Source organism: Nocardia thailandica NBRC 100428, assembly GCF_000308795.1.
Taxonomy (GTDB): domain Bacteria; phylum Actinomycetota; class Actinomycetes; order Mycobacteriales; family Mycobacteriaceae; genus Nocardia; species Nocardia thailandica.
The window spans coordinates 25,393-37,926 of record NZ_BAGK01000195.1 but is presented as its reverse complement, the minus strand read 5'-3'; the positions used below and the strand labels follow the sequence as shown (position 1 = coordinate 37,926).

The 12,534-nt window shown below is 70.6% G+C and carries 12 protein-coding genes and 1 pseudogene; 6 read left to right on the top strand and 7 right to left on the bottom strand.

All coding sequences use genetic code 11. The features are described 5' to 3' along the window. The 5 genes and pseudogenes from ON36_RS21895 to ON36_RS21875 all read right to left on the bottom strand — a co-directional run. Positions 1-474: pseudogene (locus ON36_RS21895) on the bottom strand (oxidoreductase); the annotation flags it as partial. A 131-nt stretch (positions 475-605) separates the two neighbouring features. Continuing rightward, positions 606-2,399 carry an AMP-dependent synthetase/ligase gene (locus tag ON36_RS21890; RefSeq protein ID WP_043656809.1) on the bottom strand — a complete coding sequence of 598 codons (1,794 nt, stop codon included), beginning with the start codon at positions 2,397-2,399 and terminating at the stop codon, positions 606-608. Between the two features lie 93 nt (positions 2,400-2,492). Further along, positions 2,493-3,452 (bottom strand): alpha/beta hydrolase, encoded by a 960-nt coding sequence (locus tag ON36_RS21885; protein ID WP_043656806.1) that lies wholly within the window; start codon positions 3,450-3,452, stop codon positions 2,493-2,495. A gap of 7 nt (positions 3,453-3,459) precedes the next feature. After that, positions 3,460-4,293, bottom strand: a complete 834-nt coding sequence (locus ON36_RS21880; RefSeq protein WP_043656803.1) for an SDR family NAD(P)-dependent oxidoreductase — start codon at positions 4,291-4,293, stop codon at positions 3,460-3,462. Beyond that, complete coding sequence (locus ON36_RS21875; RefSeq protein ID WP_043656800.1) at positions 4,290-5,831, bottom strand: flavin-containing monooxygenase; 1,542 nt, start codon at positions 5,829-5,831, stop codon at positions 4,290-4,292. Before ON36_RS21875 ends, ON36_RS21880 begins: the two co-directional genes overlap by 4 nt. Positions 5,832-5,900: 69 nt before the next feature. On the opposite strand from ON36_RS21875, the gene ON36_RS21870 reads away from it, so the two are divergent. Next, a complete protein-coding gene (locus ON36_RS21870) occupies positions 5,901-6,527 on the top strand; it encodes a TetR/AcrR family transcriptional regulator (protein ID WP_043656797.1) in 627 nt (208 codons plus the stop codon). Positions 6,528-6,626: 99 nt separating this feature from the next. After that, a complete protein-coding gene (locus ON36_RS21865; protein WP_052314233.1) occupies positions 6,627-7,556 on the top strand; it encodes an EamA family transporter in 930 nt (309 codons plus the stop codon). 21 nt (positions 7,557-7,577) lie between these two features. Here the strand turns inward: ON36_RS21865 and ON36_RS21860 are convergent, their stop codons facing one another. Next, entirely contained in the window at positions 7,578-8,162 is a 585-nt protein-coding gene (locus ON36_RS21860; RefSeq protein WP_043656794.1) for a helix-turn-helix domain-containing protein, read from the bottom strand. A 68-nt stretch (positions 8,163-8,230) separates the two neighbouring features. Here ON36_RS21860 and ON36_RS21855 point away from each other — a divergent pair, with 68 nt between their 5' ends. The 3 genes from ON36_RS21855 to ON36_RS21845 all read left to right on the top strand — a co-directional run bounded on the left by ON36_RS21855 (position 8,231) and on the right by ON36_RS21845 (position 10,601). Continuing rightward, a complete protein-coding gene (locus ON36_RS21855; protein ID WP_043656790.1) occupies positions 8,231-9,232 on the top strand; it encodes an NAD(P)/FAD-dependent oxidoreductase in 1,002 nt (333 codons plus the stop codon). A 102-nt stretch (positions 9,233-9,334) separates the two neighbouring features. Further along, positions 9,335-10,093, top strand: a complete 759-nt coding sequence (locus tag ON36_RS21850; RefSeq protein WP_043656787.1) for a MerR family transcriptional regulator — start codon at positions 9,335-9,337, stop codon at positions 10,091-10,093. A 121-nt stretch (positions 10,094-10,214) separates the two neighbouring features. Then, entirely contained in the window at positions 10,215-10,601 is a 387-nt protein-coding gene (locus ON36_RS21845) for a VOC family protein (RefSeq protein WP_043656784.1), read from the top strand. Positions 10,602-10,623: 22 nt separating this feature from the next. On the opposite strand, the gene ON36_RS21840 is transcribed toward ON36_RS21845, so the two are convergent. After that, positions 10,624-11,781: a hypothetical protein gene (locus tag ON36_RS21840; RefSeq protein WP_043656782.1), complete on the bottom strand. Its 1,158-nt coding sequence runs from the start codon at positions 11,779-11,781 to the stop codon at positions 10,624-10,626. 288 nt (positions 11,782-12,069) lie between these two features. Between ON36_RS21840 and ON36_RS21835 the strand changes: the two genes are divergently transcribed. Continuing rightward, positions 12,070-12,510: a hypothetical protein gene (locus tag ON36_RS21835; protein WP_245558157.1), complete on the top strand. Its 441-nt coding sequence runs from the start codon at positions 12,070-12,072 to the stop codon at positions 12,508-12,510. Positions 12,511-12,534: the final 24 nt, after the last annotated feature.

The following is a 12,534-nucleotide window of genomic DNA, read 5'->3' as shown; positions in this document are numbered from 1 at the left end:
GCCCGCGCCTCCGGTCGCCGTGACCGGCTCGGCCGCTTCGTCTTTCGCGCGCTCGAACAGGTCGATCCGCCGGGCGGAGGCCCGCAGCGCGGCGATGCCCGCGATCGTGCCGACGACCGCCGGCAGCGCGCCCGCGACGCTGCCGGAGCGCCCGATCGCGAGCAGCGCGGTGAACACGCCCAGCACGGCGAACACCGCCGACCCGCCGTAGCCGCGGGCTCGTTCGAGCAACCCCGCACCCGCGGCGACCAGCACCGCGACCACGCCCATGCTCAGGAACAGCACCGTCTTGTCGTGCGTGCCGAAGCTCTGGATCGCCCACTCGCGCAGCCCGTCGGGTGTCCGGTCCACCACGGTATCGCCGAGCGCGTACAGCGGCGCGGTCGACGCCCCGGTGAACACCGCGACCAGCTGGGCGAGCCCGAACACCAGCCCGGCGGCGAGCACACCGGCCGCCATGCGCAGAAAAGCCATGTCCCGAGCCTACGTCCGCCGCCCACCGGTATCGGTGACGGAACCGGGACGGCGCGAAGCCCCGCGGATCCGCACCGGAGTGCGTGGTCCGCGGGGCTTCGCAGGGAGGTGTCCGGCCGGGCCGGGCCCGATCAGCGGTAGATCGAGTCCACCACGTCGGCGTACTTCTTCATGACCACCGCGCGCTTGAGCGACATCTTCGGGGTCAGCTCGCCGGTCTCCTGGGTCCAGTCGACGGGCAGGATGCGGATCTCCTTGATGGCCTCGGCCTTGGAGACCTTCTTGTTGGTCTCGGCGACCGCGGCGTTGATCTCCGCGACCAGGTCGGCGTGGGTGATCAGCTGCTCGATCGGCAGATCGGCGGCCACCCCGTTGCGCTCCTTCCAGCCCGGCAGCGCCTCCGGGTCGAGGGTGATCAGCGCGCCGATGAACGGCTCGCCGTCGCCGACGGCCATGACCTGGCTGATCAGCGGGTGCGCGCGCAGGGAGTCCTCGAGCAGCGACGGGGACACGTTCTTGCCGCCCGCGGTGACCAGGAGTTCCTTCTTGCGGCCGGTGATGGTGATGAAGCCGTCGGCGTCGATGGCGCCCAGGTCGCCGGTCTTGAACCAGCCGTCGGCGAACGCCTCCTCGGTGGCCTCGGCGTTGCCCCAGTAGCCGTCGAACACGACCGAGCCCTTGAGCAGCAGCTCGCCGTCCTCGGCGATCTTGGCGGCGTGGCCCTGGATCGGGCGGCCCACCGAGCCGACCCGGATGTGGGCCGGGGTGTTCACCGAGAACGCGGCGGTGCTCTCGGTCAGGCCGTAGCCCTCGTAGATGGTGACGCCGACGCCGCGGAAGAAGTGGCCGAGGCGGGCACCCAGCGGGCCGCCACCGGAGACGGCGGCCAGGCACTGGCCGCCGAGGGCGGCGCGCAGCTTGCTGTAGACGAGCTTGTCGAAGACGAAGTGCTTGACCTTGAGCAGCAGGTCGGGCCCGCCCTTTTCGAGCGCCTCGCTGTAGGCGATGGCGGTCTCGGCGGCGGCGTCGAAGATCTTGCCCTTGCCGCCGTCGTGCGCCTTCTGCTTGGCGGAGTTGTACACCTTCTCGAACACGCGGGGTACCGAGAGGATGAAGTCGGGCTTGAACTCGCCGAACTGCTCGACCAGGGTCGACCAGTCCGAGCTGTGGCGGATGGTGACCTTGGAGTCGAAGGCGATCAGCGCGACCGCGCGGGCGAACACGTGCGCCAGCGGCAGGAAGAGCAGGGTCTTCTGGCCCTCGGAGACGAACGCGGCGAGCTCGATGCCGCCGGAGCGGGACTCGGCGTAGAGGTTCGCGTGGGTCAGCTGGACGCCCTTGGGGCGGCCGGTGGTGCCCGAGGTGTAGATCAGGGTGGCGGGCGAGTTCGCGCCGACCAGCTTGCGGCGCTCGTGCACGGCGGAGTCGTCGAGGCCGGCGCCGCGCTCGACCAGGGTGTCGACGGCGCCCTTGTCGATCTGGAGGGTCTCGGTCAGCGCGGGCAGCGCGCCGTCCTCGATCTCGTCGATGGTGGCGCGGTGCTTGTCGTTCTCGACGACGAGCAGCTTGGTCTCGGAGTCCTGCAGGATCCACTTGGCCTGCTCGGCGGCCGAGCTGTCGTAGATGGCGACGGTGACGCCACCGGCGGCCCAGATGGCGAAGTCGAGCAGGGTCCACTCGTAGCGGGTGGCGGCCATGATGGCGACGCGGTCGCCGAGTTCGACACCGGAGGCGATGAGGCCCTTGGCGACGCCGGTGACGGCCCTCTCGAACTGCTTGGCCGTGACGTCGTTCCAGCCGCCGCTGCCGTCCGGGACGTTGAACAAGACGACATTCGGAGTCTCCGCCGCGAAGCGGAAGACGTTCTCGGAATTGTTCGCGTCGTCCGGGATGGTGTAGGAAGCCGGAACTTCGAACTCTCGCATCAGTGCCCTTCCAGTGGGTTCTACTCGCCAGTAATCTACGACACCTTCAACGGGACCGTGTTATTGCGGGCGGAATTCGCCCGCGACACGGTCTCATCGTAGGTCGTCGATGGATACCGGCTGAATCGCTTCTCGCAGGAATTCTGCGAGTTCGCTCAGGGTTGTCGCGGCCTCGGCGACCAGCGCGGCCTGGAGTTGCGCCACGTGCCAGAGTCCACGGGTCTCGGTGAACCGGACATGGACGCCCGCGGAGCGCAGCGCTGTGACCAGACGCACACACTGGGCGTGCAGCAGCTCGCTGACGTCGGCCTGGACGTAGGTCGGCGGCAGCCCGAGCAGCGGCCCCGACAGGGGAGCGTACCCCGCCGCCGCGGGGTCGCCGTCACCGAGGTAGGCCGCGGCGCACGACCGCGACCAGGGTTTGTTGATCACCAGATCGCGGTGGCGATCGGGGACCTCGTTCGGGTCCACCCACGGTGCGATCAGACCCAGCGCCGCGGGGACGAGGCCCCGGGCGACGAGCCGCTGCGCCAGTGCCAGCGACAGGCCGCCGCCCGCCGAGTCACCGGCGACGGAGATCTGATCGGCGCGGTAGCCGACGTTGTCGATCAGGTTCGCGAAGGCCGCCTCCGCGTCGTCGAGCGCGGCCGGGAACGGATGCTCCGGCGCGAGCCGGTAGTCCAGCGTGTAGACCGCGCACCCGGTCTCCTGGGCCAGCTGCGCGGCCAGGGACCGGTGTGTGCCGAGCGAGCCGATCGCGTATCCGCCACCGTGCAGGTAGAGGATCGCGCCCGCCGCCTTCTCCGGCGCCACCGCGCCGGTACGGGAGCCCGGCATCGCGGTCTCGGCGACGATCCGTTCGGCGGGCCTGCCGCCCAGCACCAGCGGCTGGACGATCGAACCGCCGGGGACCGGCTGCAGGACCGAGAGCGTGTCGAGCAGTGCGCGCTGCACCCGCCACGGCAGCCGATCGTTGATCGTCAGCCGGAAGACCGGCCCGAGGACGGTACGGGCCAGCGGCAGCGGAATCTTCGGGAGCCTGATGTCGACCATGGGTGGCTCAGTGCGGCATGAACTTGCCGTTGACCACGGCCGAGATCCGGTTGTAGCCCGAGGCGAGGAACCGCACGCTCGCGTCGAGCACCTTGGCCTCCCAGCCGATCAGCACGCGGGCGTGGCCCTTGCGCACACCCTCGGTGATGGTCTGCGCGGCCATCTCGGGGGAGTGGATCGCCAGGTACTTGTCGAACAGGCTCGCGGTGTTGGCGCCGTCGATGCCCTCGGCGTAGGTGGCGTTGCGGGCCACGGCGGTCTTGATGCCGCCGGGGTGCACACAGGTCACCTTGACCGGCGCCTTGGCGATCTTCATCTCCTGGTACAGCGCCTCGGTGAACCCGCGCACCGCGAACTTCGCCGAGTTGTAGGCCGCCTGGCCGGGCACGGTGACCAGGCCGAACAGCGAGGACACGTTGACCACGTGACCGTCGCCGGACTCGATCAGCATGGGAAGGAACGCCTTGGTGCCGTTGACGACACCCCAGAAGTCCACATCCATGATGCGTTCGATGTCTTTGAAGTCGGTCTTGACCACGTCACCGTGGTAGGCGATGCCCGCGTTGTTGTAGATCTGGTGCACGACACCGAAGTGCGCCTTGACCGCGTCGGCGTAGAGCAGGAACGCCTCGCGCTCGGCGACGTTGAGCCGGTCGGCCTTGACCTGCGCGCCCAGTCCCTCGACGATGCGCACGGTCTCGGCCAGGCCCTCGGCGTCGATGTCGGACAGCGCGAGCTTGGCGCCGCGGCGGGCCAGGTTCTCCGCCAGCGCCCGGCCGATGCCGGATCCCGCGCCGGTGATCACACAGACCTTGTTCGTGAAGTAAGCGTCCTTGCTCACTGTGCTGCCACCACTTTCCGTTCGGTGTTGTCGGCGGTAGAAGAGGTCGTCTCGTAGGCCGCGACGTCGAAATTCTTGGTCAGCCTACGGAACTGGAAGGTGAAGTCGGGCCACAGCGTGGTGTTGTTGCCGTGCGCGTCGAGATACCAGCTGGCGCAGCCGCCGGTCATCCACACGCTGCTCGCCATCTTGCGCTGGAGTTCGGCGTTGTAGGCATCGACGACGTCCTTGCGGACCTCGACGGTGCGCAGGCCCTGCTTGTCGATGGTGTCCAGCGCATCGGCGACGTAGTTGATCTGCGATTCGATCATGTACACCATCGAGGTGTGGCCCAGGCCGACGTTGGGGCCGAGCAGGAAGAACATGTTCGGGAAGTTGTCGATGGCCGAGCCCTTGTAGCCGCGCTGGCCGACCTCGGCGAACTGCTCCGACAACGTCTGGCCGGTGCGGCCGACGATGGTCTCGAAGGCAGGCGAGTCGGTGACGTGGAAGCCGGTCGCGACGATGAGCGCGTCGATCGGGCGCTCGGTGCCGTCCTTGGTGACGATCGAGTTCGCCTTGACTTCGGCGATGCCCTCGGTGACCACCTCGACATTGTCGCGGTCGATGGCCGGGTAGTACTCGTTGGAGATCAGCATGCGCTTGCAGCCGATGCGGTAGTCCGGGGTGACCTTGGCGCGCTTGACCGGGTCACGGACCTCGACCAGCAGCTTGCCGCGCGAGAGCGTCTCGAAGATCTTCATCAGCGCCGGGTACTTGGCCAGCCCGACGACCTGGGTCTCGCGGGCGGCGTAGATGGCCGCGCGGGACAGCCGCTGCACGGCAGGCACGTACTTGAAGGCGAGCCGCTCGGGCAGGAAGTACGGGCGGTCCATCCGCGGCAGCAGCCACGGCGCGGTGCGCTGGTAGAGGTCGAGGTGGGCGACCTTGCCGACGATGGCGGGCACGATCTGGATGGCCGAGGCGCCGGTGCCGATGACCGCGACGCGCTTGCCCTCCAGCTCCACGTCGTGATCCCAGCGCGCGGAGTGGAAGATCTCGCCCTCGAAGTCGTTGATGCCCTTGATGTCGGGGAGCGAGGGCTCGCAGAGCGCGCCGACCGCGGAGACCACGGTGTCGGCGGTGAAATCGCCCTTGCTGGTGGTGATCTCCCAGCGCGCGGTCTCGGCGTTCCAGCGCATGCCGAGCACGTCGCAGCCGAACAGGTGCTTGTCGAGGACGTCGTACTTCTCCGCGACGCCGCGGATGTAGGCCTGGATCTCGCCCTGGCGGGAGAACGAGCGGGACCAGTCGGGGTTGGGCGCGAACGAATACGAGTACAGGTGCGAGGGCACGTCGCACGCGGCGCCGGGGTAGGTGTTGTCGCGCCAGGTGCCGCCGACGTCGTCACCGCGCTCGAGCACGATGAAATCGGAGCGTCCCTGCTGACTCAGCCGGATGGCCATGCCGAGGCCCGCGAAACCACTGCCGACGATGACCGTCGGGTAGTGCCGGGCGGCCGGGGCGTCGACGACTTTGTCTGTAACCTTGCGACTCATGTAATGCATACTATGGGCTTATTGAGTCGTAGTCAACAGCTATTGAATCCAGTTCAGTAGGATGGTGCCGTGAGTAGCAAGAGTGCCGGTACGGCCAAGCGGGTCCGGCTGAGTCCCGCCGAGCGCAGGCAGCAGCTGATCACCCTCGGCGCCGACATGCTCGCCGACCGTCCCCTGGAGGAGATCTCGGTCGACGACATCGCCAAGCAGGCCGGCATCTCGCGCGGCCTGCTGTTCCACTACTTCGCCTCCAAGCAGGAGTTCCACGAGGCGATCGCGTTGTTCGTCGGGGCGGAGTTCTTCGCCGCCATCGCGCCCGATCGCGAACTGTCCCTGTTCGACATGCTGCGCGACTCGATCGAACGCTTCGTCGACTACGTCACCGAGCACTCCGCGTCCTACCGTTCGGTCCTGCGCGGCCCGGCCAGCATCACCCCCGACGTCGCCCGGCTCGTGGACACCACCCGCGGCGCCATCGCCGACATGATCGTCGCCGAACTCCCGCTGCCGCCCGACGACCCGGACCTGGCCCGCCTCACCCTGGCCGTGCGCGGCTGGATCGCGTTCGTCGAGGAGACCATCCTGACCTGGATGGCCGACAAGCCGATCAGCCGCGAGGCCCTGGTCGACCTCCTGGTCGAATCGCTGCCCGCCCTCGCCCTGAGCCCCGCGCTCATCGCCGCCCTGCGCGACTGACGGTTCGGCCGGATCGCGCCCGGCGCCGCTGTGCGAGCCGGCGGTTCCCGGCGCCCGCGCGGTGCGGCCCGACGCCCGGCGGCCGGTCATGATGGTGCGATGACGTCCACCGCTCGGCCCGCCGTAGCCCTGGCGCTGCCGGTCGCCTCCGCGTTCTGTTTCGGTTTCTCCGGTCCGCTCGCCAAGGCGCTGATGAGCGCGGGCTGGACCGCGGGCGCGGCCTCGGTGCTGCGGTGCGCGGGGGCGGCGGCGGTGCTGACCCTGGTCGCGGTGGCGCTGGGACGGCCCTGGTCGTGGCCCGGCCGCGCGGCGCTCTGGTACGGCGTGTTCGCTGTCGCCCTGGCCCAGACCGCGTTCTTCCTGTCGCTGGCGCGCATGCCGGTGGGCGTGACGCTGATGATCCAGTTCCTGGCGCCGGTCGTGGTGATCGGGTGGGAGCGGTTCGTGCGCCGGATCCCGCAGCCGCCCGCGACGCTGGTCGGCGCGGCGCTGGCCATCGGCGGCGCGGTGCTGGTGATCGACCCCTTCGGCAGCGCCGACCTGGACCCGGTCGGCGTGGGGTGGGCGTTCGCGTCGATGGTCGGGCAGGTGGGCTTCTTCCTGCTGTCCAGCGGGGAGGAGGACGCCGACCCGCTGGTCTTCACGGTGACCGGGTTGCTCGTCGGGGCGGGGCTGGTCGGCACGCTCGCGGCGGCCGGCCTCGTGCCGTTCGCCGTCAGCGGCGCCGACGTGCTGCTGCGCGCGCACGAAATGCCCTGGTGGGCGGCCTATCTGCCGCTGGCGGTCGTGGCGACCGCGCTGGCGTATCTGACCGGCGTCGCCGCGGTCGCCGCCCTCGGCTCGACGCTGTCGTCGGTGATCCTGCTCAGCGAGGTCGTCTTCGCGGTCCTCGCCGCGTGGTGGCTGCTCGGCGAGACCATCGCGCCGATCCAGTGCCTCGGCGGCGTGGTGCTGGTCGCCGGTGTCGCGCTCGCCCGCTGGCGGACGGTGTACGCCGAGGAGCCCGAACCCGAGCCCGAACCCGCCTGAGCCGCCGCCGGTTCGGCCCCGTCAGTGCCCGCGCGGACGGGCCCGCACGTGGGCGCGTTCGCCCTGCTTGCCGAACAGGCTGAGGAACTCCACCGCCTTGCCGTCGGCGGACCCGAACCAGTGCGGGACGTGGGTGTCGAACTCGGCGGCCTCGCCGGGCGTGAGCACGATGTCGTTGTCGCCGAGCACGAGTCGCAGCCGGCCGTTGAGCACGTAGAGCCACTCGTAGCCCTCGTGGACCTGCGGGTCGGGGGTGGTGCGGTCGCCGCCGGCCGGGATGACGATCTTGAACGCCTGGATGCCGCCCGCCCGTCTGGTCAGCGGCAGCATGGTGAAGCCGTGCTTGGTGACGATCGGGCGCATGTGGATGCGCGGGTCGCCGGTCTGGGGCGCGTCCACGAGCTCGTCGAGGGTCACCCCGTAGGCCTTGGCCAGGGGGAGCAGCAGTTCCAGGGTGGGTTTGCGGTCGCCGGATTCCAGGCGCGAGAGCGTGCTCACCGAGATGCCGGTCTCGGCGGCCAGGTCGGCGAGGGTGCGGTCGCGCTCGCCGCGGAGCGCGCGCAGCCGGGGGCCGACCGCGTCGAGGGTGCGTAGCAGGTCGTCCATACCGCCCAGTTTGCCATAGCGGCAAATAAGATTGCCACTATTGCGGATCGTGCGGCACCCTGGTCGGCATGGACGACAACTATGACGTGGTGATTCTCGGTGGTGGCGCGGCCGGCCTGAACGGCGCGCTCATGCTCGCGCGCTCCCGCCGCTCGGTGCTGGTGATCGACTCCGGCAGCCCGCGCAACGCGCCCGCCGACGGGGTGCACGGGCTGCTCGGCCGGGAGGGGATGCCGCCCGGCGAACTGCTGGCCCTCGGCCGCGCGGAGGTCGAGAGCTACGGCGGCGTCGTCCTGTCCGGCGAGGTGGTCGCCGTGCGGCCGCTCGGGCCGGACGCCGCGGTGGCCGCGCCGGTCGCCGACGCGACCGTGGTCACCGACCTGCGATTCGAGGTCGAACTCGCCGACGGCCGGGTGACCCGCGCCCGCCGCCTGCTGCTGGCCTCGGGACTGGCCGACGACCTGCCCGACCTCCCCGGCCTGCGCGAGCAGTGGGGCCGGGGCGTGCTGCACTGCCCCTACTGCCACGGCTGGGAGGTGCGCGACCGGCGGGTCGGCGTGCTGGGCACCGGGCCCATGTCGGTGCACCAGACCCTGCTGTTCCGGCAGCTCACCGACGATGTCGTGCTGTTCACCCGCGGCGCCGAGCTGCCCGGCGAGGACACCGAGAAGCTGCTGGCCCGCGGCGTGCGCGTCGTGCCGGACGAGGTGACCGAGATCGTCACCGGCGGCGACGCGGTCACCGGGGTGCGGCTGGCGGACGGCACCGTCGTCGCGCGCGACGCCGTCGCGGTGGGTCCCCGCATGAACGCCCGCGCGGGTTTCCTCGCCGACCTCGGCCTCGCGCCGGTCGAGCACCCGATGGGCATCGGCGAGCACGTCCCCGCCGACCCGACCGGGCGCACGTCCGTCGACGGCGTCTGGGCGGCGGGCAATGTCACCGACCCGTCCGCCCAGGTCGGCGCGGCCGCGGCGGCGGGCGCCGCGGCGGGCGCGCAGATCAACGCCGACCTCGTCGCCGAGGAGGCCGCGCTGGCCGTGCGGCGCCGCCGTGCCGGAGTGCCCGCCTGACCCGGAACCGCCCGGGGGTGAACACTTGACCTTGTCGTTACGGCAACTTCTACCGTCGATGACGAGGCCGGACGGACCGGCCCGGAAGTGAGGGGAGCGGCCATGAGCTACTCGATCGCGGAAGTGGCGAAGATGTCGGGCGTCACCGCCCGCACCCTGCGGCACTACGACGACATCGGGTTGCTCACGCCCGCCTACGTGGGCACCAACGGCTACCGCTACTACGAGGAGGAACAGCTGCTGCGCCTGCAGCAGATCCTCGTGCTGCGCGAGCTCGGCCTCGGTCTGGCCGAGATCGCGGAGGCGGTCGACTCCGAGCCCGACACGTTGCTCGCGCTCAAGCGCCAGCACGCGCGGCTGCTCGAGGAGAGCGACCGGCTCGGTCGCATGGCCGAGACCGTGGCCGCCACCATCACCGAACTCGAAGGGAGCACGGAGATGACCGTGAAGATCAACCGCCCGGAGAACCTGTTCGCCGGCTTCGACCAGACCCAGTACGACGAGGAGGCCGCCCAGCGCTGGCCCGAGGAGTTCGCCGAGTCGCAGCGCCGCACCGCGGCCATGACCCCGGAGGACATCGAGCGCATGCAGCGCGAGATGACCGCCGCCATGATCCGCATGGCCGAGTTCATGGCCGCGGGCACGCCCGTCGACGACCCGGCGGTGCTGGCCGAGACCGAGCAGACCTACCAGGGGATCGCCCGGTTCTGGACCCCGACCCGGGAGGCGTTCAAGTGCCTCGGCCAGATGTACGTCGACGACGAGCGCTTCAAGGTCAACTACGAGCGCATCGCCGTCGGCCTGGCCGAGTACTACCGCGACGCCTTCGCCGCCTACGCCGACGCCCGCCTGCCGGAGTGATCGCCCCGGCGGGGGAGCGTCGCCGGGCATCCGCCGGAACAGATCGGCCCTTGCGGGCGTTCCGAAACTTCGTATGGTGTACGTAGTTGATGCGGACGGGCGTCGCCCGGAGGAGGAACTCATGCAGATCGTGGACAGCACGGTGTCGTTGACGGTGGCCGACGTGGCGGTGACCGCGCGCTTCCTGATCGAGCACTTCGGGTACGTCGAGGCCATCGCGGCGGACGGGTTCGTCTCCGTCACCCACCCCGGCGGCGGGGTGGGGGTGGCGATCCACCGGCTCGGGCTCGAGGTGCTGCCGGAGGATCAGCGGGACGTGGCCTCGCGCGGCGTGGTGCTCGCCTTCACCGTCGCCGACGCGGCGGCCGAGGAGGCGCGGCTGCGGGCGGCGGGCGTGGAGTTCACGCTGCCGCTCACCGCGCAGCCGTGGGGCGAGCGGTTGTTCCAGGTCGCCGACGGCAACGGGGTGATCGTGCAGGTGCTGGACTGGGCCGAGCAGGCGGGCTGATCCGGTCCTGTTCCGGTCCGGATCAGCGGTGTCCGCCCGCGTGGTCGTGCGAGCAGGTGTCGGCGCGGCGGCCGTCGGCCGAGGCCGCCTGGCCCGCACCGTGGCCCTCGAGCGCGGCGAACGGGCCGCACTGGTGGGCGGCGATCCACACGTGCACCATCGGATTGCCGGAGCCGGGGTTGATCGAATTCGGCGGGCAGTTGCCCTGCGCGTCGGTCACCCCGGCCACCTGCGGCCCGTTGTCGCCGGCCTTCCAGCACAGGTTGTCGTGGACGTGCCACTGCATGAGCGCGCCGCCGTAGTTCACCAGCTCCGGGTCGTCGATCTTCTTGCCCTTGGCGATGTACATGGCGGAGACGAGCGTGCGGTTCGCGCCGTCGACCTTGTAGACCAGCGACTCCGGGTGCTTCGCGTCGAGGAAGTTGTCGTCGCGGATGTAGCCGGTGTTGACGTAGTGCTCGTAGCCGGTGGCCGCGTCGCCGATGGAGCGGAAGCCGAGGGCGCCGATCGAGGTCACGTCGGCGAACGCGGGCAGGTTGTCGAGGGCGCTGCGGATGAGCGCGGTGGCCCGCTGCTGCTGCTCGGCCGTCACGCCGGGGACACCGGACACGTCGATCGGCGCGGCCGGATCGAACGGCCGCGGCCAGTTCGCGGCCGCCGCGTGGTCCCCGTGATCGCCGTGCGCGCCCTGGTCGCCGTGGGCGTGCGCGTCGCCGTGGCTGTGCACATGGCTGACGCCGTTGAGCATGGCCGCCACGGCCAGCACACCGGCCGCCGTCGCGGCGATCCCGGCGCGCGCGACGGGCAGCTGCGCCGACGGCCGGACCAGCGCGACCGCCGCACCCGCCACGGCCAGCACACCCAGCGCCGCGCACACGGTGTCGAGGAACTGCGGCGACTCCTTGGTCAGGCCGTCGATCCACGGCACGTCCGCGAACCGGGTGTAGACCCACACGACGGCGGCGAACGCGTTGACCGCGATCACCGTCGCGGGCACGATCCGCCGGCCGCTCGCCAGGGCCAGCGCCCCGGCCGCGCACTGCAGCGCCGCGAGCACGACCATCAGCCGCGCCAGGGTGGCGTGCTCGGTGTGCAGGCCCGCCGCGAACAGGTGCAGCGCCCCCGCACCGATCGAGGCCGCCCCACCGATCAGCAGGTATCCGTTGCGCGTGCCGGCCATCGTGCGGTCCTTTCGTCAAGCGAAGTAAACGCTACCGCGTCCGGGCGCGCCGGGGTTGTGAGATCTCTGTGGATTCGCGGGCGGGGAATCGGACCGGCGGCCGGTCGGTTTCCGGCCCGAGGGGGCACCGCCGGCTCGCCTCGGAAGTGCTTGCGGCGGAACCGACTTCGTTACTTCATCGAGACAATTACGTCGGTTAACAAGTTTCGGAGGGTGCGCGAAAACCTGGGCATGAGTCTGAAAAGCAAGCATGGTCAACGAGTTTCGGTTCGAGTCGGGGTGGCCGCCGTGGCGGCCGTTGCCGCGCTCGTAGGGTTCGGTGGTTCGGCGGGCGCGGTGCCGTCGGATCAGGTCACGCAGTTCAACCCGACCCTCGCCCGGGTCCCGGGGAACGGCTGCGCGGCCATCGTCAACGCCGAGACGGTCCCGCAGCCGCAGGCCGGGGTGGTCGGTGTCCGGGTGAAGATCACCCAGACCGGGTCCTCCTGCGAGGCGTACCGCATCGCCTTCCGCTGGAAGAACCTCGACACCGGTGCCACCGGCGGCCAGTCCCAGAAGGTCGACGCCAACGGCGTGATCGACGCGCCGGACGGCGTGATCGTCGGCATGGGCACCGCCCCCGGCACCGGCCGCGTGGAAGCGAGCATCGTCGCGACCGCCGACCTCTACCCCAGCAACCCCGAACTGGAACAGCTCTCGGGCATGGCCTGGTTCACCCTGAACAAGTAGGACAGCGGCGAGTGGCGCGCCTGG